The organism is Alcanivorax sp., assembly GCF_040119285.1.
Lineage (GTDB): Bacteria > Pseudomonadota > Gammaproteobacteria > Pseudomonadales > Alcanivoracaceae > Alcanivorax.
Genome location: NZ_JBEDTY010000035.1, coordinates 125286 through 151285 on the forward strand (window position 1 = coordinate 125286; position 26000 = coordinate 151285).

General features: G+C 54.2%; 19 protein-coding genes. 11 read left to right on the forward strand and 8 right to left on the reverse strand.

Annotated features, from left to right (window positions below):
• Positions 1–11: 11 nt before the first annotated feature.
• From ftsA to lpxC, 3 genes are all read left to right on the forward strand, one after another.
• Entirely contained in the window at positions 12–1247 is a 1236-nt protein-coding gene (gene ftsA / locus ABNH10_RS14065) for a cell division protein FtsA (protein WP_288367984.1), read from the forward strand.
• 145 nt (positions 1248–1392) lie between these two features.
• Positions 1393–2559: a cell division protein FtsZ gene (gene ftsZ / locus ABNH10_RS14070; RefSeq protein WP_288367985.1), complete on the forward strand. Its 1167-nt coding sequence runs from the start codon at positions 1393–1395 to the stop codon at positions 2557–2559.
• Between the two features lie 110 nt (positions 2560–2669).
• Complete coding sequence (lpxC, locus tag ABNH10_RS14075) at positions 2670–3584, forward strand: UDP-3-O-acyl-N-acetylglucosamine deacetylase (RefSeq protein WP_288367986.1); 915 nt, start codon at positions 2670–2672, stop codon at positions 3582–3584.
• Positions 3585–3894: 310 nt separating this feature from the next.
• On the opposite strand, the gene ABNH10_RS14080 is transcribed toward lpxC, so the two are convergent.
• The gene (locus tag ABNH10_RS14080; protein WP_349386530.1) at positions 3895–4338 is read right to left on the reverse strand and encodes a hypothetical protein; all 444 of its coding nucleotides are present in this window, start codon (positions 4336–4338) and stop codon (positions 3895–3897) included.
• 101 nt (positions 4339–4439) lie between these two features.
• Here ABNH10_RS14080 and ABNH10_RS14085 point away from each other — a divergent pair, with 101 nt between their 5' ends.
• The 4 genes from ABNH10_RS14085 (at position 4440) to ABNH10_RS14100 (ending at position 10990) form a co-directional block, all read left to right on the forward strand.
• Entirely contained in the window at positions 4440–5372 is a 933-nt protein-coding gene (locus tag ABNH10_RS14085) for a M23 family metallopeptidase (RefSeq protein ID WP_349386531.1), read from the forward strand.
• Positions 5373–5719: 347 nt separating this feature from the next.
• Positions 5720–8434 (forward strand): preprotein translocase subunit SecA, encoded by a 2715-nt coding sequence (gene secA / locus ABNH10_RS14090; protein WP_349386532.1) that lies wholly within the window; start codon positions 5720–5722, stop codon positions 8432–8434.
• A 216-nt stretch (positions 8435–8650) separates the two neighbouring features.
• Positions 8651–9874 carry a bifunctional glutamate N-acetyltransferase/amino-acid acetyltransferase ArgJ gene (gene argJ / locus ABNH10_RS14095; RefSeq protein WP_502877137.1) on the forward strand — a complete coding sequence of 408 codons (1224 nt, stop codon included), beginning with the start codon at positions 8651–8653 and terminating at the stop codon, positions 9872–9874.
• A gap of 171 nt (positions 9875–10045) precedes the next feature.
• Complete coding sequence (locus ABNH10_RS14100; RefSeq protein ID WP_349386534.1) at positions 10046–10990, forward strand: Nudix family hydrolase; 945 nt, start codon at positions 10046–10048, stop codon at positions 10988–10990.
• 113 nt (positions 10991–11103) lie between these two features.
• Here ABNH10_RS14100 and ABNH10_RS14105 read toward each other — a convergent pair whose 3' ends face one another.
• The 5 genes from ABNH10_RS14105 to pilB all read right to left on the reverse strand — a co-directional run bounded on the left by ABNH10_RS14105 (position 11104) and on the right by pilB (position 16002).
• Positions 11104–11304 carry a DNA gyrase inhibitor YacG gene (locus tag ABNH10_RS14105; RefSeq protein ID WP_349386535.1) on the reverse strand — a complete coding sequence of 67 codons (201 nt, stop codon included), beginning with the start codon at positions 11302–11304 and terminating at the stop codon, positions 11104–11106.
• A 192-nt stretch (positions 11305–11496) separates the two neighbouring features.
• Positions 11497–12117, reverse strand: coding sequence for a dephospho-CoA kinase (coaE, locus tag ABNH10_RS14110; RefSeq protein WP_349386536.1), 621 nt, complete (start codon positions 12115–12117; stop codon positions 11497–11499).
• Positions 12118–12195: 78 nt separating this feature from the next.
• Positions 12196–13005, reverse strand: a complete 810-nt coding sequence (locus tag ABNH10_RS14115) for a prepilin peptidase (RefSeq protein WP_349386537.1) — start codon at positions 13003–13005, stop codon at positions 12196–12198.
• Between the two features lie 64 nt (positions 13006–13069).
• Complete coding sequence (locus tag ABNH10_RS14120; RefSeq protein ID WP_349386538.1) at positions 13070–14293, reverse strand: type II secretion system F family protein; 1224 nt, start codon at positions 14291–14293, stop codon at positions 13070–13072.
• A 2-nt stretch (positions 14294–14295) separates the two neighbouring features.
• A complete protein-coding gene (gene pilB / locus ABNH10_RS14125; RefSeq protein WP_349386539.1) occupies positions 14296–16002 on the reverse strand; it encodes a type IV-A pilus assembly ATPase PilB in 1707 nt (568 codons plus the stop codon).
• Between the two features lie 1001 nt (positions 16003–17003).
• On the opposite strand from pilB, the gene ABNH10_RS14130 reads away from it, so the two are divergent.
• The 3 genes from ABNH10_RS14130 to ABNH10_RS14140 all read left to right on the forward strand — a co-directional run bounded on the left by ABNH10_RS14130 (position 17004) and on the right by ABNH10_RS14140 (position 20997).
• Positions 17004–17459, forward strand: a complete 456-nt coding sequence (locus ABNH10_RS14130) for a pilin (RefSeq protein WP_349386540.1) — start codon at positions 17004–17006, stop codon at positions 17457–17459.
• Between the two features lie 82 nt (positions 17460–17541).
• Complete coding sequence (locus ABNH10_RS14135) at positions 17542–19506, forward strand: sulfatase-like hydrolase/transferase (RefSeq protein WP_349386541.1); 1965 nt, start codon at positions 17542–17544, stop codon at positions 19504–19506.
• Positions 19507–19992: 486 nt separating this feature from the next.
• Complete coding sequence (locus ABNH10_RS14140) at positions 19993–20997, forward strand: transposase (protein WP_349386542.1); 1005 nt, start codon at positions 19993–19995, stop codon at positions 20995–20997.
• Positions 20998–21170: 173 nt separating this feature from the next.
• On the opposite strand, the gene nadC is transcribed toward ABNH10_RS14140, so the two are convergent.
• Both nadC and ABNH10_RS14150 read right to left on the reverse strand, forming a co-directional pair.
• Entirely contained in the window at positions 21171–22022 is an 852-nt protein-coding gene (gene nadC, locus ABNH10_RS14145; protein WP_349386543.1) for a carboxylating nicotinate-nucleotide diphosphorylase, read from the reverse strand.
• 115 nt (positions 22023–22137) lie between these two features.
• Complete coding sequence (locus tag ABNH10_RS14150) at positions 22138–23475, reverse strand: alanine/glycine:cation symporter family protein (protein ID WP_349386544.1); 1338 nt, start codon at positions 23473–23475, stop codon at positions 22138–22140.
• A 244-nt stretch (positions 23476–23719) separates the two neighbouring features.
• On the opposite strand from ABNH10_RS14150, the gene ABNH10_RS14155 reads away from it, so the two are divergent.
• Entirely contained in the window at positions 23720–25969 is a 2250-nt protein-coding gene (locus tag ABNH10_RS14155) for a DUF1631 domain-containing protein (protein WP_288368002.1), read from the forward strand.
• Positions 25970–26000: the final 31 nt, after the last annotated feature.

Genomic DNA, 26000 nt, shown 5'->3' on the forward strand with positions numbered 1-26000 from the left:
GAAAGGGTGACATGGCGACAGCAACAGAAAACATGATTGTCGGACTCGATATTGGCACCTCCAAGGTGGTTGCCATCGTCGGCCAGACAGCAGCCGATGGCACCTTGGAAATCGTCGGGTTGGGCTCGCAACCGTCACGGGGCATGAAAAAGGGTGTGGTGGTGGATATCGAAGCCACAGTGCGCTCCATTCAGCGTGCGGTGGAAGAAGCCGAGCTGATGGCGGGTTGTCATATTCACACGGTGTACGCCGGTATTGCCGGTTCCCATGTGCGTAGCCTCAATTCCCACGGCATTGTTGCCATTCGCGACCGGGAAGTGGCCCAGGCAGATATCGACCGGGTGATCGACGCGGCCCAAGCGGTGGCGATTCCGGCGGACCAGAAAACCCTGCATGTGCTGCCACAGGAATATGTGGTGGACAATCAGGAAGGTGTGCGTGAGCCCATCGGCATGAGCGGCGTGCGTTTGGAAGCCAAAGTGCATTTGGTGACCTGTGCGGTGAATGCGGTGCAAAACATCGAGAAATGTGTACGCCGCTGCAACTTGGAAGTCGATGACGTCATCCTTGAGCAGTTAGCGAGTGCGCACGCCGTGCTCACCGAAGATGAGCGCGAACTGGGTGTCTGCATCGTGGATATTGGCGGCGGCACCACGGATATCGCCATCTTCACCGAAGGCGCCATTCGTCATACCGCCAATATTCCCATTGCTGGGGACCAGGTGACTAACGATATCGCCATGGCGTTGCGCACCCCCAAACAGCATGCCGACGAAATCAAAATCAAGTACGCCTGTGCGCTGACTCAGTTGGCTGGCGCAGATGAAACCATCAAGGTGCCCAGCGTGGGTGATCGTCCGCCGCGCACCCTTAGCCGTCAGAATCTGGCTGAGGTAGTGGAGCCACGTTACGACGAATTGTTCACCTTGGTGCAGGCGGAAATTCGCCGCTCCGGATTTGAAGATCTGATTCCCGGTGGCATCGTGCTCACCGGGGGTTCCTCGAAGATCGAAGGGGCCGTGGATCTGGCCGAGGAGATCTTCCATATGCCGGTGCGCCTGGGTGCGCCGCAGGGTATTTCCGGGCTGATTGATGTGGTGAAAAATCCGATTTATTCCACCTCTGTGGGCCTGCTGTTGTACGGCCAGCGCATGGAGAAGGAAGGCACCAGTGCCAAGGCTCAAGCCGGTGGTGGTGAGCTGGACTGGCTGGAACGTATAAAGGGTTGGTTCAAAGGTAATTTTTAACAAGAGTCACAGCACGCTTCGCGTATCAGGCAACACCCGCGAAGCGTCACCTAAGGGCAAGCGGTTGTTCCGGGCCGCGGCAACATAACCGGAACACTTCGACGTAATGAGTAGTAACCAGGGAAGCAACAACGGGAGATCAACCATGCAATTTAAACTGGAAGACAGCGTGCCGCATGGCGCGGTAATCAAAGTGGTAGGTGTCGGTGGTGGCGGTGGTAATGCCGTGGATCACATGGTGCGTTCCGGAGTGGAAGGGGTGGATTTCATCTGCGCCAACACGGACGCCCAGGCCCTGCGTAATGCCTCATCCAAAACCGTGATTCAGCTGGGCAGCCAGGTAACCAAAGGCTTGGGTGCGGGCGCCAATCCGGAAATTGGCCGTCAATCGGCCCAGGAAGACCGTGATCGCATCGCCGAACTGCTGGACGGCGCGGACATGGTCTTCGTCACCGCCGGTATGGGCGGCGGTACGGGTACCGGTGCAGCTCCGGTAGTGGCTGAAATCGCCAAGGAGCTGGGCATCTTGACTGTAGCCGTGGTGACCAAACCGTTCCCCTTCGAAGGCAAAAAGCGTATGCGCTCTGCCCAGCAGGGGATTGATGATCTGAAAGAACACGTTCATTCGCTGATCACCATTCCCAACGAAAAGTTGCAAGCAGTATTGGGCGGCTCCACTAGCCTGCTGGACGCCTTCAAGGCGGCCAACGAAGTATTGCAGGGTGCGGTGAAAGGGATTGCCGACCTGATTGTTCGCCCCGGCATGATTAACGTGGATTTCGCTGACGTGCGCACCGTGATGAGCGAAATGGGCACTGCGATGATGGGCACAGGTACGGCGAGTGGCGACAACCGTGCAGCGGAAGCCGCCCAAGCCGCTATCTCCAGCCCGCTGCTGGAAGATGTGGATCTGCGCGGTGCACGGGGTATCCTGATTAACATTACCGCCAACGAGTCCATCGCTCTGGATGAGTTCTCGGAAGTGGGTGACATCGTCAGCGAACTGGCTGGGGATGACGCCAATGTGATCATTGGTACCGCCATCGACCCGGATATGGGCGACAGCATCAGCGTCACCGTGGTCGCCACTGGTCTGGGCGCAGCGGCACAGGAACTAAAAGTCGTGCGGGGCCGTCAGACTCCTGTCGCAGCAGACGGGCGGGTTGACTACAGTGACCTGGATCGCCCGGCTGTGGAGCGTAAACGCGCCGCCCAGCAAGCCGCCGGTGGTCGTGGCCACCAAGCGGTGAGCACCGCGGAAGATCTGGATTTCATTGATATCCCGACCTTTCTGCGCCGCCAAGCCGACTAACGGCTTAGCGAGATGGGTGCAAAATAGGGCTATTTTAGTATAATCGCGCCCTAATTTTGTGTTGAGGAAAGCGGTATCCTTTAGGGTACCCGCAGCTGTGTGACAGACTGATGATCAGACAACGAACGCTAAAAAACGTGATCCGCGCCACTGGCGTAGGACTTCACACCGGCGAAAAGGTCTATATGACCGTGCGCCCGGCACCCGTGAACACCGGCATTGTGTTCCGGCGTGTGGACCTGGACCCGGTGGTGGAGATCAAGGCTGCGGCGGACGCGGTGGGCGAAACCACGCTCTCTTCCACGCTGGTTCAGGATGGCGTGAAAGTGGGTACGGTAGAGCACTTCTTGTCCGCCATGGCCGGCCTTGGGATTGATAACGCCTTTGTGGAGTTGTCTGCCCCGGAAATGCCGATCATGGATGGTAGTGCTGGTCCGTTTGTCTTCCTGTTGCAATCTGCTGGAATCAAGGAACAGGAAGCCGCCAAGAAGTTTATCCGCATCAAGAAAGAAGTAACGGTGCGTGAAGACGACAAAACGGCGACATTCGTGCCTTTTGATGGCTTCAAGGTGACCTTTTCTATTGAATTCGATCACCCGGTGTTTGAAGAGCGCAACCAGCTGGCCAGTATCGACTTCTCCACGACCTCGTTCGTGAAAGAAGTGGCTCGCGCCCGAACCTTTGGGTTTATGCGCGATATCGAGTTCCTGCGCAGCCAGAACTTGGCGTTGGGTGGCAGTGTGGATAACGCCATCGTGGTGGACGAATACCGTATCCTAAACGAAGACGGCCTGCGTTATGACGACGAGTTCGTCAAACACAAGATGCTGGATGCCATTGGCGACTTGTATCTGCTGGGCCACAGTCTGATCGGCGAGTTTATTGGCCACAAGTCGGGCCATGCACTCAACAATGCGCTGTTGCGGGAAATTCTCCGTCAGGAGGATTCCTACGAAGTGGTGACGTTTGAAGATGCCACCGATGCGCCTGTGTCTTATATGCGCCCTGTTCTAGCTGCAGAATAAGGGGTGGCTAGATAGTAAAGAAAGTGGGTTGGCCGCTTCGGGGCAAGATGTCCCGGAAGTGATGCTGGCTCTGGCCGAAGCAATTCGGTTGTACGTCGAAGCCCTGTTGGCCACCTGACTGTCTCCCGCAGTCAGGTGGCTTTTCGCTTCAAGGGTGTGGGTTTTCAAAAGTTTAGAGTCCACCGTTGAAAGCCAGCATCAAAAGTGCTGTTTTGCCCGCGAACCGGTAAGAAAGGCAAATATAGGAATGTAGGTTGAGGTTGGTGCCATCCGCCAAGGCCCGTTTCAACATTGAATTTTAAATGTTCAGCTAATCAGGTTCACCGCGGCTGGCGAGCCGCTTCAATGATGCTTTTAATGCGTCATCCTCTATGGCTTCGGCTACTGCTTCAATATGCCGGGCGCTTTCCTGAGCCAAACGGGGGCCTGCCGGTTTGCTGACATGGCTATTGTTTTGCATGGGTTGGCGCTTGCCACCCACCACGATCTTGATCTGCTGACCGGGCAGCGCCTGTTGCAGTTTCGGCAGATGGAAGCGCAAGAGCTGGGCGGTGGCACTGGTTTCCGTGATTGCCAGCCAGCGATGCTGGTCCTCTACCAGGGTGACGCGCTCACGCAGAGCAGGAGGTAGGCAATGCAAAGGATTATTCTGCTCCTGTGCAGGAGTCTTCCGGGCTTCTTTCGCCAGAGCGGACAAAGCGGGGTGACCGCTCAGCAGGGTGAGAAGGGCTTTAGGCGACGTTGTCTTGCTCATGAGTTTTACTTAGACTAGCCTGCAGATTGTAAAAAAATTTATAAAGCAATAACGTAACATTTTGAATTGACTGACTTTAAGCTGGTGCATTACGAAACCTTATGAACATCATAGTCCTTAACAGCAAGCGCGGCCATTCGCGCACACTGCCCGTTCCTCGTCATTGGCCCTGGCTATTGGCTCTGGCGTTGGTAGTGTTCCCCACCATTATTGGCGTTAGTGCCTATCTCTTGGCCTATCGTGTGGGTGGTCAGCCTGAATTTACCCCGGTTATGACAGAGCGTTTCGCTGGCCAGCTGGAACAGCAGCAGCAAACGCTTTCCGAGCTGGATCAGCAAAGCCAGGAGCAGTTTCGGGCATTGACGCTCAAGCTGGCGCAGGCTCAAGCTCGGTTGGTTCGCCTGGATGCGTTGGGTGAGCGCCTGGTGGAAGTCGCCGATATTGGTGGCGACGAATTCGATTTTAGCAGTGTTCCTGGCGTGGGTGGCCCGGAAACGCCAGAAGAGAGCGCCAGCTACGAGTTGCCCTCTTTCATGGTGGCGCTGGATCAGATGACTACTACGCTGGAGCGTCGCGAACGTCAGCTGGATATTCTGGAAGATCTGTTGGCTGACAAGCAATTGGAAGAGCAGACCTATCTGTCCGGTCGTCCGCTGGCGAAGGGCTGGATGTCCAGCCGTTTTGGGCGCCGTTCTGATCCGTTTTCTGGCCGTGTTGCTTGGCATAAAGGGGTGGACTTCGCCGGTAAGGAAGGCACGCCCATCGTGGCCACCGGCGCGGGTGTGGTGACCTATTCCGGCGAACGTTCTGGTTATGGGCGCATGGTAGAAATCAACCACGGTAATGGCTTATCTACCCGCTATGGTCACGCTAAAGAGTTGCTGGTTAAGCCCGGCGAAATTGTTCGAACTGGCGATGTGGTAGGTAAAGTGGGTAGTTCTGGGCGATCCACAGGCCCACACGTGCACTACGAAGTGCTTAAAAATGGTGCCCAAGTGAATCCACAACCCTATATATATCGGGCAAGACGGTAGCAAAATTGTGATAAACGGCCCCGCAAAGGGGCCGTTTTCCGTTAAGCGCCCTTGATAACCGGGAATACCACCTTATCTCTTCATCCTATTGTGTTTAGAATGTCTGGCCTTGTGAAATAAGACCGCTCATTTAGATTCTGAGCTAGACCTTGTGGCTTTCGCGACGCGCGCACCGCTTCGCGCAAAAAACCAAGATTGCGGGGGTGTGAGAAGCCAAGCTTGCATGGTGCAGCGTTGGCTCCGCTGTTTTTCAGGGGCGCCCCTTGGAAAACAACATCGGGTCTTGCGGGAAATCACTTTGCCGCCACCGGGCTGTTTGTCCTGACTTTTACTGAACCGGAAGTTTTATGCTGGGTACCATCGTAAAAAAAATCATCGGCACCAAAAATGATCGTGAACTCAAGCGGATGGCGAAGCTGGTTGATGCCATAAATAGCCACGCAGACGCAATGGGTCAGCTTACCGATGGCGACCTGCAACATAAGACTGAAGCATTCCGGCAGGCCTTTAAAGAGGGCAAAACCCTAGATGAATTGTTGCCTGAAGCGTTTGCGCTAGTCCGTGAAGCGTCCACCCGGGTGATGGGTATGCGCCATTTTGACGTGCAGATGATGGGTGGCATTTCCTTGCACGAAGGGCGGATTTCCGAGATGCGTACCGGGGAAGGTAAAACCCTGACGGCAACGCTGCCAGCCTACCTGAACGCACTTTCCGGTGAAGGCGTGCATGTGGTTACGGTGAATGATTACTTGGCCGAGCGTGATGCTAACTGGATGCGTCCGTTGTACGAATTTCTGGGCCTGTCTGTCGGGATCATTTTATCCCAGCAGCCGACCGAGCAGAAACGCGCCGCGTATGCCTCAGATATTACCTACGGGACCAACAACGAATACGGCTTCGATTACCTGCGCGACAACATGGCCTTTCGTTTGGAGGACCGGGTTCAACGTGGGTTGAACTATGCCATCGTCGATGAGGTGGATTCCATCCTGATCGATGAAGCACGAACTCCGTTGATTATTTCTGGCCCGGCGGCGGATTCTTCTGAGTTGTACCAGGCGGTGAATCAGTTGATGCCGCAGCTGGAAAAAGAAACGGAAGAGAGCGAGGGTGATTACTTCGTTGATGAAAAACAACGGCAAGTAGAACTGACTGAAACCGGTCACCAGAAAATTGAAGGGCTGCTGGTCAGCAATCAATTGCTGGAGCAGGGCGAGAGCCTGTACGCGGCCCATAATTTGGCGTTGCTCCACCATGTTCATGCGGCGTTGAAGGCCCATGCCCTGTTCCATATCGACCGGGACTATATCGTTCAGGAAGACCAGATCGTCATTGTCGACGAGCATACCGGTCGTACCATGCCGGGGCGTCGCTGGTCTGAAGGGATTCACCAAGCTATCGAGGCCAAGGAAAAGCTGAATATCCAGCAGGAAAACCAGACGCTGGCGTCTACGACCTTCCAGAACTATTTCCGTCTTTATAATAAATTGTCGGGCATGACCGGCACGGCGGATACCGAGGCGCTGGAATTCCGGCAGATTTACGGGATGGATGTGGTGGTGGTGCCCACCAATAAACCGATGGTGCGTATTGACGCTAACGATCTGGTGTATTTGAGTTTGCAGGAAAAATTCGATGCTATCGTCAAGGAAGTGAGTGAGGCAGTGGCTAAGGGGGCTCCGGTGCTGGTGGGCACGGCTACCATTGAAGCCTCGGAGTATTTGTCCAAGCGTCTGAAGCAGGACAAGATTCATCACGAAGTGTTGAACGCCAAGTTTCACCAACGCGAGGCCCAGATTATTGCTCAGGCGGGGCGTCCCGGGGCAGTGACGATTGCGACGAATATGGCTGGCCGGGGTACGGATATCGTGCTCGGCGGTAATCCCGAAGAGCAGATCAAGCACATGGAGACTCCGTCTGAGACAGAAGCGGAGAAAATCCGCACCGAATGGCAAGCGAACCACGACATCGTCATGGAAGCCGGAGGGTTGCATATTATCGGTACCGAGCGACATGAGTCCCGTCGTATCGATAATCAGCTGCGTGGCCGTGCAGGGCGCCAGGGTGACCCGGGCTACACCCGCTTCTTCCTCTCCATGGAAGATGACCTGATGCGAATTTTTGCGTCAGACAAGATTCGGAATTTGATGCGTTCCCTGGGCCTTGAAAACGGTGAGGCCATTGAGCACCGCTGGGTAACGCGCGCCATTGAAAACGCTCAGCGCAAGGTGGAAGGGCGCAACTTTGATATCCGCAAGAACCTGCTGGAATACGATGACGTAGCTAACGACCAACGTCAGGTCATCTACGGGCAGCGTGACCAGATTCTGGAAGCCGAGGATCTGGTGAATTCCGTGAAAGGGATTCGCCGCGATGTGGTGACAGAATTGGTCCACGATTATATGGCACCGGGCTCTGTGGAAGATCAGTGGGATATCCCCGGCCTTGAAAAAACCCTGGAGGCGGAATTCCAGTGTGATGCGGCTGTGGGCCAATGGCTCCACGAGGATAACCAGCTGCATATTGAAGGCTTAATTGAAAAGCTGGTCGAGCGCATGGACGAAGATTATCAGCGAAAAGAGGCTGAAATCGGCACCGAAGACCTGCGCAAGATCGAGAAACACTTGATGCTGCAGATTCTTGACCGCCACTGGAAAGAGCATCTGGCGAGCATGGATCATCTGCGTCAGGGTATTCATCTGCGTGGTTATGCCCAGAAAAACCCCAAGCAGGAATACAAAAAAGAAGCTTTCGAGTTGTTCCAAGGTCTGCTCAACCAGATTCAGCACGAACTGATCCGGGTGCTGCACAGCTTCCAGGTACGTCGCGATGACGAAGTAGAGCGCCTTGAACAGCAGCGTGAGGAAGAAGCGCGCGTGCAGGCCGAAAAAATGAAGATGCAGGCGGTGGCTGAGCCCGGCACGGATGGTAATGCTGAACCTCGCCAGCAGGGTGAGCAGCCTAAAACGGTGGTGCGCGATGGACGCAAAGTAGGCCGCAACGAACCTTGCCCTTGCGGCTCCGGCAAGAAGTACAAGCAGTGCCACGGGAAAATTGAATAAACAGCGTCGAGCTACTAGCTTCTCGCTGTGAGTAAAGACAAAAGCACCGGTAATACCGGTGCTTTCTTTGTTAGCGTTCGTCGTTTTAGGCTTGGTGCTGGTTTGTTAATTCGTAGGTCGAATTAAGCGAAGCCGTAATCCGATAAATAAGCCGACAGCAAGGCTGAAAATCTGAACGCTTGGCAGAGCGTTTGTTTCATAGCAAGCTTTCAACACATGGATAGCAGGATAAGCGTGATGACACAGTCTGAGTGGTTGCCGGTCCCCGGCGTGCGGCTTGCCGCCGTAGAAGCCGGTATCAAGAAAGCGAATCGCAAAGATTTGGTGGTGCTGGAGTTGGCAAAAGGCAGCCGCGTCAGCGGCGTCTTTACGCTCAACCGTTTCTGTGCGGCGCCGGTTCAGGTGGCGAAATCCCGCTTGGCCGCTACCACGCCCCGCTATCTAATGATCAATACTGGTTACGCCAATGCAGGCACGGGGAAAAAAGGCCTTGAAAACTGCCTGGCGAGTTGTGAATTGCTGGCCCAAGCGGCGGGCTGTCAAGCAGATGAAGTTTTGCCCTACTCCACCGGAGTGATTGGCGAGCAGTTCCCTTTGGCAGCGTTCGCCTCCGGCTTGCCAAAGGCGCTGGCTGAGCTCGACCCTCACCACTGGGGGCGGGCGTCAGAAGGTATCATGACGACCGATACCTACCCTAAACTCACTAGCCGGCGGGTGGAAATGAATGGTGTGCCGGTGACGGTGACAGGGATGTCCAAGGGCTCTGGCATGATCAAGCCGAACATGGCCACTATGCTGGGGTTTATCGCCACCGATGCGCCGATTGCCAAGCCGTTGCTGGACCAGTGGGTGAAAGCGTTGGCAGATAAATCTTTCAACCGGGTGACGGTCGATGGCGATACCTCCACGAATGACGCCTGCATGTTGATTAGCACGGCCCAAGCTGAAATGAATGAAATTACGGCACTGGAGGGCCATAGCCAGTTGTTGTATCAGGCGCTGGAAGAGGTTTTCACTGAACTGGCCCAGGCCCTGGTGCGTGATGGTGAAGGGGCCACCAAGTTTGTGGAGATTACCGTGACCGGTGCTGCCAACGAGAGCGACGCGCGAGTAGTGGCAGAAACCATTGCCCATTCACCCTTGGTGAAAACGGCCCTATTTGCCTCTGACCCGAACTGGGGCCGTATTCTGGCCGCCATAGGCCGGGCCCCGATTGCAGCGCTGGATGTAGACAAGGTCAGCGTTTGGCTGGGCGATTTGCCGCTGGTAGAGCGGGGAGGCGTAGCGGACAGCTATGAAGAAGCACAAGGTGCGGCGGTGATGGCAAACCCGGAAATCACCATCCGTGCAGATCTGTCAGCGGGGGGTGCACAGTGTACGGTTTGGACCTGTGACTTCAGCTATGACTACGTGAAGATCAATGCGGAGTATCGGACGTAGATACGCACCAGACAACACGCGAGACTGTAGACCGTAGGTCGAATTAGCCTGAAAGGCGTAATCCGACAAGCCGCTGAGTACGCAATGAGCTTGCTCGCAAGCGAGAAGCTTGATGGCCACGCCAGGTGGTTCACTTGCACTCAGTCTCGCGCAGAGATGTGGAAAACACCCATGGCAACAAGCCCAACCCCTTCACTCATCGTCGTTGCCGCCATCATTCGTGGCGCCGATGGCTGTATTTGCCTGAGCAAGCGGGCCGACCACAAGCATCAGGGTGGGCGCTGGGAGTTTCCTGGCGGCAAAGTGGAGTCAGGGGAGACGTTGGGCGTAGCACTGGCCCGGGAGCTGGAAGAAGAGCTTGGCATGATCGATTCAGCTTCTACTCCCTTCATGACCATTGCCCATCAATACGATGATATCCACGTGACCCTGCACTTTCGTGATGTTTATGCCTGGCAGGGGCAGCCTGAAGGGCGGGAAGGGCAGCCGGTACAGTGGTTTCTTCCGGGAGCGCTGGCAGGACTGCATTTCCCGGCGGCTAATCAGCCGGTGGTGAATGCCATACGCTTGCCCGAACAGTTGGTGGTCGCGCCGGAAGATATTTCACTTCGCAAGTTGTTATCGGGTATTGATCGACTGGATGCTGAGCGACAGGGGCTCTATCTGCGGCAGTGGAGTGACCATGCTGAGATGTCGACCATTGTGGGGCGCTGCCACGAGAAAGGCGTAAAGGTCTGGTTACGCGCTGCGGGTGCGCGGAATATGGCTACAGCGAAGGCGCTGGGTGTATTTGCCCTGCATTTTCCGGGGCGGGTTCTTGCGCAACTGGATGAACGACCCGCGTTTGATGGGATCACCAGTGCGGCGGTTCATGATATGGCCTCACGGGACAAGGCTGTGTCTCTTGGCTTGGATATGGCGCTGATGTCACCGATCCTCCCCACGCCAACACACCCGGGAAAACCTGCGTTAGGCTGGCTGCAGGCTGAGTTGTTAATGAAAGGAACACCGCTTGCCTGTTATGCGCTGGGTGGGGTTACGCCGGGGGATCTGGCCAGCGCTCGTGATCACGGTGCTGTCGGTATTGCAGGCATTCGGGCTTTCTGGCCACTGTAGCGGCGTGCTGGATTGGGGCTTTCAGGTAGGTCGTGTTAGCCGCGAAGCGGCGTAATCCGACATTTCCTATGCGCTAACGACAATAGCGTGGCCGTTGCGGTAAACAACCGTTGTTAAAACTCTTCGAAGTCTCCGGGGGCATCGTCCTCACCCCGAATCGCGTGGCGTTCTGTCGCCCAATCCCCCAAATCAATAAGCTTGCAGCGTTCGCTACAAAAAGGACGCCAGGCGTTGCTGTCCCAGCGGGTCAGGGTTTTGCACTGGGGGCAGGGATAGGTTTGGGTGGTTTTTTTTCCTGGGGACTTATCAGTCATATTGGTACGCGTATTCATCCATTTACGGCGAGTGGTGTGGGCGGGAATGCTCTCCTGTCCACTGCGAATCGTATATGTGGTTAGGCATGATGTTTGGTGTGGCAACGAAGCCTGTTGCCCGCGGCAAATGTTTCATGTCGGATTACGCCTTTAGGCTAATCTGACCTACGAAATAGATAGCTGTAGGTCGTGTTAGCCGCGAAGCGGCGTAACCCGCCGACCTTCTGCTAATGTCATATAGCGCTGGTGCAGCACTTGCAGCTGTTCGTGGAGGTCCTCTAGAGCGCCGTGATTTTCCGCCACATCATCGGCTTGATCAAGCCGCTTGGTTCGCTCCAGCTGTGCTTTCATGATGGCTGCGACCTGCGCTTGCGGAACCTGATCCCGTGCTATCGTGCGCTCCACCTGTAACTCTGCGGGAGCATCAATGACCAGGATCCTGTCCACCAGTTCTTTTTGCGATGTTTCCAGCAGCAGGGGAGAAACCAGTACGGTGTAGGGCGACTGGCTGGCGGCGATCTGGCGCCGCAGCTCATCGCCGATGGCTGGGTGGGTAATGCCTTCCAGAGCTTTAAGCGCGTCCGGGTCAGCAAAGACAATCTCGCGAAGCACCCGTCGATCCAGGGCGCCATCGTCAGCGATGACATGCTTGCCAAAATGCTCGGCAATAGCCCGCAAGGCAGGCTGCCCTGGTTCCACCACCACTCGCGATGCCAGATCCGCATCCACAATGGTAATGCCTTGGCGGGCCAGATAATCCGTGGCCGCGCTTTTACCGCTACCTATTCCACCGGTGAGGCCAACAACAAACATAATCACGTCCGCTTGCAAGCATCACGCCGCACGCTGGCACATGATGCGAGCATGTGTGTTGCGCGAGGCGTGTCTGCGTTAGAGTTTAAACATACCCAGATACGAGCTGACGATACTATCGCCCCAGAGCAGGGCAATCCACCCGGCCGTAGCCAGATAGGGACCGAAAGGGATTTGCGTGCGTTTTTCGCCGCTGAACATCATCATGGCGATAGCGAAGACCAGCCCGACCACCGATGACAAAAGAATAATCACCGGCAGGTATTGCCAGCCGACCCAGGCTCCCAGCGCGGCCAGCAGCTTGAAATCGCCGTAGCCCATGCCTTCTTTCCCGGTGATCAGCTTGAACAGCCAGTAAACACTCCACAGCGAAAGATACCCGGCCATGGCGCCGATTACCGCATCGCCCAATGAAACCGGCGATACGCCTATAACGGCCGCCAACAAGCCTGTCCACAGCAACCAGTAGTTCAGGCTATCCGGCAGCAGGGTAGTGTCTGCGTCAATCATCGCGGCGGCCAGCAGTACCCAGGTAGCAAAAAGCGTAAACACCAGCCAGGGACCATACCCGAAGTGCCAGGCACACAGCCCGGCGAGCACGCCGCTGACAAGTTCGATAATGGGGTAGCGTTTGCTGATTGGGGTTTTGCAACCCTTGCACTTGCCGCGCAGGGCCAGCCAGCTAAACACGGGAATGTTTTCATACCAGCTGATCGCATGGCTGCATTTCGGGCAGCGCGAGCGCGGTGTCACCAGGTTGAAAATGCCGCCACTGTCTTCCGCTGGCAGCTCCAGGATCTCGCGGGCTTCCTGCTTCCAGCTCCGCTCCATCATCAACGGCAAACGATGAATGACAACATTCAAAAAACTGCCTACCAGCAGCCCCATAACAACACAAAGCCCGACCAAAAGGGTCGGGCTGGACGAGAGGAGGTTGAGTATTTCGGACACGTTATACCACTGCCCCCAGCTGGAAGATGGGAAGGTACATGGCAATAATCAGACCGCCGATGAGTACGCCAAGCACAGCCATGATTAAAGGCTCCATCATGCTGGTCAGACCGTCTACAGCGTTGTCTACTTCATCCTCGTAGTAAATGGCGACTTTTTCCAGCATGGCATCGAGGGCGCCTGATTCTTCGCCGATAGCGGTCATTTGTAGTGCCATGGCAGGAAAGACACCGGTGCTGCGCATGGCGAATTGAAGTTGCTGACCAGTAGAGACGTCTTCTTTTACTTGCAGAACGGCTTTCCGGTAGACCACGTTGCCAGTGGCGCCGGCGCAGGCATCCAAGGCATCAATTAGAGGCACGCCTGCTGCAAACGTCGTAGAAAGCGTGCGAGAGTAACGGGCGATGGTGCTTTTGAAGGTAATGTCGCCAATGATAGGCAATTTCAATAATGTGCGATCAATCCAGTTTCTGAAATTTTCGGATCGCTTGCGTGTCTCGCTGAAGGCAATAGCGAAACCGATTATCGATACGACAATAATAAGGAAATTGGCCTGTAGTGATTCAGATAAACCAATAACAAACTGAGTAAACGCCGGAAGCTCGGCGCCAAAGCCCTGGAAAAGCTCTTGGAAGGTGGGAACCACTTTAATCAGCAGAATGGCGGTAACAATAACGGCAACACAGATAACCGCGATGGGATACTTCATCGCCTTTTTGATTTTCTGTTTAAGTGCCTCACTCTTTTCTTTGTAAAGAGCCACTCGGTCCAGCATGGTTTCCAAGGCACCGGATTGTTCCCCGGCGTCAACCAGGCTGCAATAAAGCTCATCAAAAAGTAGCGGATGTTTTTGCAAGGCGCCGGCAAAGTTATTACCGCCCTCCACATCTGCCTTGATTTTCATAACCACGTCCTTCATCGACGGGTTATCCAAGCCATCGGCAACAATCTCGAAAGCTTGTACCAACGGTACGCCGGCTTTCATCATGGTGGCCATCTGGCGCGTGAAGATAGCGATATCCATGGGCTTGATTTTTTTCTTGCCGCCCAGATTGATTTCCCGCTTTTTCACTACTTTTTTGGCATTGATGCCCTGCTTGCGCAATTCTGCGCGAACCAGGGCGGCACCTTTACCGGAGGTTTCCCCTTTAACCTTCTTGCCCTGACGGTCCAGGCCTTCATAGGTGAAAGTGGCTGATTTTTGTTGTGCTGTTTTAGTCGCCATAATCAATGTCCGCTGGTGACACGGTTAACTTCTTCCAGGCTGGTCACCCCTTGCATTGCTTTAACCAGGCCGGAACGGTGAAGGTCGTTAAAGCCTTCTTTCCGGCACTGGTCGGCAATTTCAATGGAGTTGCCTTCTTCCATAATAATGCGCGCGATACCGTCAGTGATTTTGACCACTTCGTAAACCCCCACGCGGCCCTTGTAGCCGTTCTTGCATTTGTCGCACCCTTGTGGGCCGTACACAGTAAACCCGCTGGTGATGTCTTCTTCTGTGAAGCCCATCTCAAGCAAGGATTGTTTGGGGACATCCACTGGTGTTTTGCAATTTTCACACAGGCGCCGTGCCAGTCGCTGGGCAATAATCAACAATACCGAAGTGGCAATATTGAAGGAGGGAACCCCCATATTACGAAGGCGGGTCAGGGTTTCCGGGGCGCTGTTGGTGTGGAGGGTGGAAAGCACCAGGTGGCCGGTCTGGGCAGCTTTGACCGCAATTTCAGCGGTCTCCAGGTCACGGATCTCCCCCACCAGAATTACGTCAGGATCCTGGCGCAGGAAGGCACGTAGCGCGGATGAGAAATCCATGCCCTGCTTCGGGTTAACGTTAACCTGATTGACCCCTTCCAGGTTGATTTCCACTGGATCTTCTGCCGTGGAAATATTGAGCTCCGGTGTATTGAGGATATTCACGCCTGTGTACAGCGATACGGTCTTGCCTGAGCCGGTAGGGCCGGTGACCAGGATCATGCCTTGTGGTTTGTGCAGGGCGTCCAGATACATTTGTTTCTGATCGTCTTCGTAACCCAGCGCTTCAATACCCATCTTGGCGGATTCGGGGTCCAGGATACGCAGTACAATTTTTTCGCCAAACAGAGTGGGGCAGGTGTTCACCCGGAAATCGATGGCCCGGGTCTTGGAAATTTTCAGCTTGATACGGCCATCCTGAGGCACCCGACGCTCGGAGATATCCAGTCGAGACATTACCTTCAGGCGGGCGGAGAGTTTGCTGGCAATATTGATGGGCGGCTTGGATACAGTTTGCAGAATCCCGTCTTGTCGAAAACGAACCCGGTAGGTTTTCTCGTAAGGCTCGAAGTGCAAATCCGAGGCGCCACCCTTGATAGCATCAAGTAGTAGCTTGTTAACGAAGCGAACAATCGGTGCATCATCTGCTCCGGATTGGGTTTCGTCCTTTTTTTCTTCGCCTCCGCCGATATCTAGGTTATCTAGCCCGTCATCCAGATCGCCAAAAGCATCGCCTTCGGCCTCTGACTCTAGCGCATCGATCCATTGGGTCAGTTTGTCTTCTTCGACAATTACTGTTTCAACGTTCAGGCCGGTGTTAAAGCGAATCTCTTCCAGGGCGGGAAGGTTAGTAGGGTCTGATACGGCAACAAACAGGCGGCTGCCTCGACGATAAAGAGGGAGGACGTGATGCTTGTTGATCAGCTTGGGGTCGACCAGGTCCTTTATCAGGCTGTCGCGCTGAAAACTGCTCAGGTCGAGAATCGGGTCGCCGAACTCTTCCGCCACGGCGCCTGCCACTTGCCTGGCGGTGAGTTTGCCGCTGGCAACAATTTGCCGCACCAGGCTGGTTTTCTCCTGGCGGGCCTGCTGCAGAATGTGCTGGGCGCTTTCGGCGTCCAGCAGGCCCTGCTGTATCAATCGATGCGGTAAGCCGCTGAATGAGGCGGTTTGGCTAGTCATGGCAACCTGCTTGTTTATGCTTAGTATGGTCGGTGCGCCCAACACTTTTTTCCTAACATACCGTGTGTGCTCAAGGCTGGGAAGGCCGGATGTCGCAAAATCAGTACCTTGCCACTGATTTCTCAACCATTTCCGCAGTTTGCTGGGCCCTCCAGCCATGTAAAGTGGGGTGCAGAAGGAAATGCCTACCACTAGTACTCCATGCCAATCCGGGAGCCTTTGCGAATGTAAGCATCGCTCCCCGTTACAGTCCCAGACTTTAGGCCGCGACAGAGGGGCCAATGCCCTTGGTCTGTAGGAGCGGTGGTTCCACCGCGATAAAGCAGTGCCGGCTGAGGAAAGGTGCATCACGGCTTGGCGGTAATGATATAAACGGAGTGTCTTTCCCGCGGAATGGTGTACAGGGAGCCTAACGCCAGCGGCCTGGTGCCTGATGAAAAAAACAGGCGCCGGCGGCTGCATGATGCGTCCGGCTCGGCTACCCGCCACGCTCAGGGCGACAAGGTCCGAGTATTGAGTCTTTTTTACGGACGACCTGTGCGCTGTTTTGGCCTTCCGGGTCATCAGGGCCCCAGTATCCGCGGCTGGTTTAATATCCGGCATCAGGCATTTGGCATCCAGCAAGCAGGCATGCGGGCAACACTACGACCAATCAGGCACAACCGGTGTTTTCACGTTAATCCGCGATGAACCAAAAAAGGGGCGTGCTCGCACCTGTAAGGTTAAGGATAAGATGATGCCCCGTGTATGATTGCCTGGCCGGTAAAGCCGACAAGTCGCGTCAGTACTTAAGTGAGGCGGTGACGTTAAGTGTCAGGAGGTGACGCTTTGTGTTGGTGGGCGGGGACTGTTTTAGCCTTAAGGCTGTGGCAATCATGCAGCCTTAAGGCGCAGAAAATGCCGCCTTCTAATGATTTTTCCCCAGCCAGATCAAGTTGGCACGCTCCCTGCTTTGGAACAACACAGATGCTCGCCAAGGGTGGGCTCAAAAAAGTTTGCCAATGATTGGAGAAAACAAAATGAAGAAGCAAATGCAACAGGGTTTCACCCTTATCGAACTGATGATCGTGGTTGCCATTATCGGTATTCTGGCTGCTGTTGCGATCCCGGCTTACCAGGATTACACCGTGCGCACCAAGGTGTCTGAAGGCCTGAGTCTGGCTTCCGGCGCCAAGACCAGTGTTGCAGAAACACGTTTGTCAAAAGGTGCGTGGCCTTCCTCCAACCCTGCAGCAGGTCTTGCTGATGCCAGCAAAATCACTGGCAACAACGTAAAATCTGTTGGTGTTGGCTCCAGCGGTGTTATCACTATCACTTACAACAATGACGCTGCTATTGCAAGTAAAACTGTTACCCTGACCCCGAATATTGCTACTGGCGGCGGTTCAGTGACTTGGGTCTGTGCTGCTCCTTCTGGTGGTGTTGATCCGCGTTACCTGCCGGGTAACTGCCGTTAACATACTAACGGAACTGTTTGAAAAGGGGTGCCTCTTAGGTGCCCCTTTTTTGTTTTATCAGTAAAAGCAAAAGAGACAAGCAATGCGTCAATTTTTCCGGTGTGTAGGTTTGGTTTTTCTTGTTTGGCTGCTTTGGTATGGCTTGCTAATACAGTCAGGTGCCGCCTTAGGAGTAGAAACTATCAACACAAGCTTCCTGCGGATGCTGGAAAATTTCACAAATTGGGCGTTAATGGAAGATATTGCGCATTTTCTTGTGATGCAATGGGCTCTTTTGGTTTTGTTTGCTCTTTTGATTTACTGGGTTTCCGTTGGATTAGAGGAATGGTTGGGCGTTAAAGGATGGAAAGCGATTGCTCTAGGGGCTGCTCCGCCTATACTCCTTATCCATTTAATTAATAGCGCGTTGTACCCTGTTTCTGTGATGGCGTTTGAGGTGTCTGCATCTTGGGTTAATGCAGCCATATTTTCCAGTTTTCTGTTAACTGTTGCGCTCATACTGTTAGCATGCATTCGGCGTAAGATTCTCTTCTTGCAAGTTTTTGCTGTCGCCTTCGTTTTTTCCTTACCTTATTGGTTATTGATTCACTCACAGCTTCCCAGGGAGAAAGCGAGTGGCGTGGCCCAAAAGCCTAATGTGATTATTATTGGTATTGACGCTGTTCGGCCAGTGGAATTGTCGTACTTTGGTTCAAAAAGGGAAGTGATGCCTTTTTTAGATGGCCTGTTGAAAAAGGGACGAGTCTACAGGAATGACTATACGCCAGTAGCAAGAACTCATGCTGCCTGGGTGTCAATTCTCAGTGGTCGTTATCCTTATCATAATGGTGCAAGATATAACTTAATGGATGACTCTTATATTGATAAAAAACATTTAATCACTAGGATTTTTAAAAATAATGGTTATCGCACTGTATGGGGGTTAGATGAACGTCGGTTTAATGATATTGATGAATCTTATGGCTTTGATCAGGCAGTAGGCCCCAAGGTTGGTGCTGCAGATTTTTTGATCACAAAATTTTCTGACCTTCCCCTTATTAATGTTTTTGCGAATACGCGGATCGGCAAAATGATATTTCCTTTTATTTATATTAATAGGGGGAATTATGTGACGTATGTTCCTTACCAGTTCAATAATGAATTGGTTTCAGCATTGAAGGGCGGTGGGCCTGTTTTTTTGGCTGCTCACTTGTGTATGCCCCACTATCCTTTTGTCAGCAATATGATGAAGCGTGTTGAGCTGGATAATCAAAGTTATCCTGATAGCTATGGGCGTTATCTTTCGATGCTTGAGCTTGCTGATCGTCAATTAAAAGATTTGCTGGGGAAGCTAAAGGAGGGAGGGTATCTTGAGAATGCGGTTGTCTATGTCCTTTCAGATCATGGAGAGGGGTTCCCTGGTGTTGATGATGAGTTGCAGAAAGGAAATCCTTATAGTGACTTTAAAGTGGATGCTTTCGGGCATGGGACAAGCGTTTTGACCCTTAATCAGTACCATAACCTATTGGCTCGTCTTACCTATAAAAAAGGTGCGCCGGTAGGTGATGGTGGAGACGTTGAGAGGCTATCATCTTTGGTTGATGTTGCGCCTGACGTAATTCAGAGTGCTGGACTACAGAGTGACTATTCGTTTGACGGCTTTCCTCTTGATGTGATTCCAGAAAAACGGTCTGTAATTGTTGAAAGTAGTTACTCTACCTCTGCCGTTAGTGCCAGTAGAATTAATCAAATACTTGTCCTGCAGCAGTCAGTGGATGCTTATTATGTGAATGATGAAGGGCGTTTGAGGCTCCAGCCAAAGCTTTATAATGAGTTTAACAAAGCCAAGCAGCGTGCTTTGATTTCTTCAGATGGGATGATGGTGGCTCTCTACCCTGATGAAAAAGAGTCGGCTTTTGTTGTTGACATAAAGAAGAATAAATGGTGGCCTTCGAAGGGCTTTATTCCAAAAGAAGAAAAATGGAAATCGCAGTTGAGCGATCTGTGCGATTTTTACCATGATGATTCTTCATTTGAGCATGCATCTCTATGTTCTATGTATCCTTGATGTGTGAGTGTGATCTTTTTTCTTCTTGCGTGGGGCGAGGTATTGATTTCTGAAATGATTCTTAGGGCAACGTTTCTTCGCGAGAAAAAATTAACGCAAGCTTTTAATAAGTTTGGCTATATGTATTTATAGTAATTTTCAAATGCCGGATTTTGCTGAAAAGTTCCCGGATGCGTCACCTTTGTGTTTGCCTGCGTTTTTCGTTCCCAATAAAAACAATGGCTTGGGCCGTTTTGGCTTTGATGAATCTTGGCCTGTTTTGTGCTTTCTTTTCTTTGAATAGGCCAAAAAACAGGGACACGCATAACTTAGCCTATCTCTTACACCACCTTTCGTTGTTCTCTTCTTTTTAGCTGGTCGTAATGACAACAGAAAAATGAGACACGCATAACTTAGCCTATCTCTTACACCTCCTTTCGTTGTTCTCTTCTGTTTGGCTGTTCGTAAAGACAGTATTTTGGGGCCTTGAATAAGCAAGGAGGCTCTATGACCCGCGCACGTTATTCTCAGGTATCCCTCGACGACACTCCGTATTACCACTGCATTTGTCGCTGTGTGCGGCGGGCCTTTCTGTGTGGCCAGGACGATTATTCCGGTCAGGACTATGAGCACCGTCGCCAATGGGTAGTGGAGCGGTTGGCGTTGTTGGTGGATGTGTTTGCGGTGGATTTATGTGCTTATGCGGTGATGTCGAATCATTACCATGTGGTGCTGAGAGTCGACAGGGAGAGAGCTGCGGGATGGTCAGATAAGGCGGTGGCTGAGCGCTGGATGCGGCTTTTTTCTGGCCCTTTGCTGGTGCAGCGTTGGTTGCGGGGTGAAACGGGCGAGGCGGATACGTTGAAGGCGCTGGAAAGTGTGGCGCAGTGGCGGGAGCGGTTGTTTGACCTCGGTTGGTTTATGAAGTGCTTGAATGAACATATCGCCCGGCGAGCCAATGGGGAAGATGACTGCAAAGGGCGTTTCTGGGAAAGCCGTTATAAGTGCCAGGCGCTGCTGGATGAAGCGGCGCTGTTGAGTTGTATGGCCTATGTGGACCTGAATCCGGTGCGCGCGGGCATGGCGTCGACCCCCGAGGCGGCTGATTACACTTCGGTTCAGCAGCGTAGTCGGGCACTGGCCGCCGATTCGGCTGGTGATGATGCGTTTGCGCCTCGCTTGGCGTATTTGTTGGATGCCGAGTCTGTGGATACTGATGACAGTGGGGCGCTGCGCGGGTTTTGGTTGATGGACTATCTGCAGTTGGTGGATGCGACGGGCCGTGCGGTGAGGGAAGGCAAGCGCGGGGCGATTTCGGGTGAGGCGGCGGATGTGCTGACGCGGTTAGGGATAGATCAACACGCCTGGCTTCGGCATATGCGGCTTCGTAAGCAGCGCCAACCTTTGGCCCTAGGGGCGTTGGTGAGGGTAAAAGCCTTTGCTGCCGCGACAGGGCGAGCCTGGATAGCTGGACAGTATTCGGCCAGCGTGTTGGGGGCAGTGGTTGTATAGGCGTTGTTGGGCAGGGGGCGTTATGTGTGCTTTGCTTGGGAGGGAGCTGCATTACCCTGCTTGAGCAGCGTTGCACAGTAAGCCAGTGGTCGTTAAACAGGGACACGCAGTAAATTTTATGCGTGTCCCTGTTTAAAGGAGACGCTGGAAATGGGTTGTCGCCAATTTCCCCGCTAGGGTTCACTTTGCAACCGCAACGACAAATCAGTAGCCTGAACATGCTTGGTCAAGGCCCCGGAAGACAAGAACCAATGCCGGCTTTGAGGTAGTCCGCTTGCATTCTCTACGGTCAAATTACCAGACACTTCCAACGCTGAATCAATCACCATCCCGGCCGCTTCTTTCAACATTTCCACACTGAAATTATCCAGCATAATTTGATCTGGCGTTAGCCCCGCGGCTTCTTCAAGTTCCACCAAAGTTTCCACTTCCACGATGATTTTCTTTTCAGGTGCCAATGCTCGAGCCCGCTCAATGGCCGCGGTGATGCCGCCGCAAGCTGCCACATGATTCTCCTTGATCAGAAAGGCGTCGTAGAGGCCGATGCGGTGGTTTTGGCAGCCGCCGCAGAGCACGGCGTATTTCTGGCCGGCGCGCAGGCCGGGAAGGGTTTTTCGGGTGTCGAGGATGGTGACCTGGCTGCCGGCCACGGCATCCGCGTAGCGGCGGGCGGTGGTGGCGGTACCCATCAGGGTTTGCAGGAAATTCAGGGCGGTGCGCTCGCCGGTGAGAATTTTGCGGGTATTGCCGTGCAGAGTGCACAAAGTGGTTTCGGCTGGGAGGCGGTCGCCATCCTGGACATGCCATTCAACGTCCACGTCGCCCAACTGCCGGAATACTTCGTCGGCCCAGGGGGTGCCGCACATGACCGTGTCTTCGCGGGTAATGATGGTGGCGCTGCTGGTGCTGTCTGCGTCGATCAACTGGGCGGTGATATCGCCATCGCGGATATCTTCTTCAAGAGCAAAGGTCACATTGCGGCTGATGTCGTCACGCACGTAGTCAGGGAGGTTGGCGATGGTCATGGGATCTCTTAATACGGTTACTGATCACGGCCTTGCCCTCACCCTCTAGGGTTGAGGGTGAGGGCAATGGGCCATGACAATGGCGGTTGATCGCGGGGCCGTCAACCGTCAGTGGCTAGTCCGGGCGGTTGGCGAAGAACTCACGACTTAGCCGAACCACAATGGGCGACAATAATAACAGAGCGATCAGGTTTGGCACGGCCATGAGGATATTCATGATATCGGCCAATGCCCAAACGAAGTTCAGGCTGACAATCGCACCCAAGGGTATAGCTAGTACCCAGACGATACGAAACGGCATAATCGCTTTGTTGCCGAACAGGAACTGTGTGCAGCGTTCGCTGTATAAGCTCCAGCCTAGCAGGGTGGTAAAGGCAAAAACGGCCAGGCTACAGGCCACAATGATGTTGCCGGCACTGCCGAAGGTAGACGAAAATGCCAAGGCGGAAAGGGGTGCGCCTTTCACGCCACTGTCCCACACGCCGGTGGACACGATCGCCAGACCGGTGACGGAACAGACAATGATGGTGTCGATAAAGGTGCCCAGCATGGCGATGGAGCCTTGGCGGGCAGGGTGATCGGTGTTGGCGGAGGCGTGGGCTATGGGGGCGCTGCCCAGGCCGGCTTCGTTGGAAAAGATGCCTCGGGCCATGCCAAAGCGGATGGCCTCTTTGACCAGAGCCCCGGCAAAACCGCCTGCGGCGGCAGTGCCGGTGAAGGCGCTTTCAAAGCACAAAGCCAATGCAGCAGGGATGGCACTGGCGTGGTCTGCCAAAACTACCAAGCCCGCCAGCAGGTAAGCCAGTGCCATAAAGGGCACGATAAAGGTGGCCACAGAGGCAATCCGTTTCATGCCGCCCAGCACCACCATGCCGACCAGAATCGCCAGGGTGACGCCGGTGATCCAAGCCGGTAGGCCAAAGCTGTCGCTGAGGCCATGGGCCACAGAGTTGGCCTGGACACTGTTACCAATCCCGAAGCCGGCAATCATGCCGAATACCGCAAAGGCGATGGCCAGCCAATGCCAGTTCTTGCCCAGGCCATTCTTGATGTAATACATGGGGCCTCCCACGTATTGCCCGGCGGCATCTTTTTCCCGGAAGTGCACGGCAAGCACCGCTTCGGCGTATTTGGTGGCCATGCCCACCAGGGCAATCAGCCACATCCATACCAGTGCGCCGGGGCCGCCGGAGTGGATGGCGGTGGCGACGCCGACAATATTACCGGTGCCAATGGTGGCGGAGAGGGAGGTGGCGAGGGCCGCGCCCGCGCCAATGGTGCCCACGCCGCGCTGGGGGCCCAACATTTGTCGAAAACCGAAGCCCAGCTGGCGCAAAGGCAGGAAGCCAAGAATAAGTGTCAGGTATATGCCTGTGCCGGCGATGAGAATCAGCGCCGGCCATCCCCACAGAAGACCACTAATCTGTTTGAGTATGGTAACCGTCTGTTCCATGACTATCGTCCAATGCCCCGAAAGGCCTTAGGCTAGGGGAATTTTCGGGGCAGGGAAAGCGGCGCGCTTTTTGTGGGTACCCACATACGATTCCGTTCAGTGCCAACTGGTTCAAAATTATTACTTGTTTCGAATGTTACCGTATTAAAGTATTAGATTGTTCAAGTGAGTGTTGGTGCCACGAGCCCTTCGTTCTCGAGATACCTCATCCAGCCTGTCGCGGGTTCGCCTGCCGGGGGGAGCAATGTCCAAGGTCGCACAGTTAAAGCCGGTTTCCGGGAAATTCGCGCCAGGTAACATGCCGCGACCGCTTGAGAAAGTGTGCGCGCGCTATCTTTCTCTGAGCGCCGCCTACCTTGGCGATATGCTGGATGGCGCCGATGACAAGCTGTTTGATCTGGCCGAGAAGCAAACCGATAGCGAACGTGAACGCTATTTCGAAGCCATGCGAGAGTTGCGTATCCAGCGGTCCGGTTTAGTGTCCAGCTTCAAGCAGGCGATCAACCATCAATTTTTAAGTCTAGCGCGGCCGCCGGAAACTGAAGCGCTGGAGCCAACCCCGGTGGATCTGGATTCTTTGACGTTGGTTAACGAGGACGAGTTAGAAACCTCCGTGGCGCTGGACAACATGGCGCGCCGTGCCCGTAATGACTGTAACGAGCAGTTGAAGGTGCTTTGCCACCGCATTGAATACCTATTTGAAAGCAAGCGGGAAGTGAGCGAGAGCAACAACCCCCTTGAGCCCCGTCAAATGGTGGCCTGCTTTAATAAAGGGTTAGAAAAGTTATCATTGGATATCAGGGCTCGCCTGATCATTCTCAAGCTGTTCGAGCGGGAAGTCATGGCGGAAACCGGCTATTTGGTCAGCGAGGCCAACAAGGTATTGATTGATGCCGGGGTGCTCCCGGAAATGAAATCCGCCCCTATCGCTCCGGCACGCAAGCCGGGTTCCCGTTCGCTGGCCAACCAGGGCAATGACAGCGTCGTACCTTCCGGGGGCAGTGTCGGGGGGGCCAGTAACGACCAGATGTTCGGCCTGCTTCAAGAGCTGCTGGTTACCATGCGCGGCATGCAAGGCGCCACCGGTGGTGGTGCGTCCGGCGGCGCGCCGGGCGTAGCCAGTGAGGCTCCCATGGCGGTTATGCACAATGGGGTGCCCTATATGAATGGTGCTCCGGTGGCGAACGCGGCATCGGTGCATCAGGTCAGTTCGGATGATCTGCTCGGCGTATTGAACCGCTTGCAGCGGGTAGAGCGTAGTTTGGGTGAGGATGAGGGCGAAGACCGTGCCGACCTGAAAACCGACCTGTCTGAGCTACTCAATAATGAGCATGGTGAAGCCATCCACGCACTGGATCAGGCTGATGACGATGTCATTAATCTGGTGGCCTTGCTATTCGACTTCATTTTGGATGACGAAGGCCTGCCCTCAGACATCAAGGCGCTGATTGGTCGCCTGCAGATCCCGCTGTTGAAAGTGGCGATTATGGATAAGGCCTTCTTTAGTAACGACAATCACGAGGCTCGATTATTGCTGAACATGCTGGCCAGAGCTGGCAGCCAGTGGGATCCCCAGCAGGGTATTCAGGATGACCTGTATCAGCGAATCAATCATGCGGTGCATCGCATCATTGATGATTACGAAGATGATGCCAGCCTGTTTTCCTCGTTGTTGCAGGAATTCCAGCAGTTTTTCGACAATCAGAAAACCCGTTCCGACCGTGTGGAGCAGCGGGTCCGTGAAGCGGAAGAGGGCAAGGCCCGTGCAGAACAGGCCCGCAATGAAGTGGTGACGGTGCTGGATAAGCGCATGGCTGGGCGACAGCTGCCCGATGTGGTCGTGCGGTTGCTTCGCCAGGGGTGGCAACAGGTTTTGTATCTGACCTGGTTGCGTGAGGGCGAGAATAGCCCTCTGTGGCAGCAGCAGGTGAAGGTGGTGGATGCGGTGGTCTGGAGTGTGCTGGAGCACCGGGATCAGGCTGCGCTGGAAAAACTCAAGACGCTCAGCCCCAAACTGCTGAAGACCTTGCATGATGGCTTGACGCAGATTAACCACGATGCAATGGAAACCAAGCAGTTGTTGGTTAAATTCCGTGATGTGCACCACCGGTTGCTCAAGGGCTTGCAAACGGAGCGGGTGGCAGTGGAGCCGGAACTACCCGCCCAACCGGCACAGCCAGAGACCGTTCCTGAATTGCCAGAAAACCATTTTTTGGTGAAAAAATGCAGCCAGCTCGCACCCGGCCAGTGGATAGAAATTCAGGACCAGGATGAACCCCGTCGTGCCAAGCTGGCGGCTAATATTCGTGCTGGCGTCAAAATGGTTTTTACCAACCGCCGTGGCATTAAGGTACAGGAGTATTCCGCTTACACCTTGGCCGTTGCCCTGCATAATGGGGCTGTTAAACTCATCGAAGAAGGAGCCCTGTTTGATCGGGCTTTGGAAGCAGTTATTGGCGACCTGCGTCGTATGCAAGGCAATGTGCAGCACTAAGGGCTAAAGTGCAGCACCGGCTTCCTTAGGC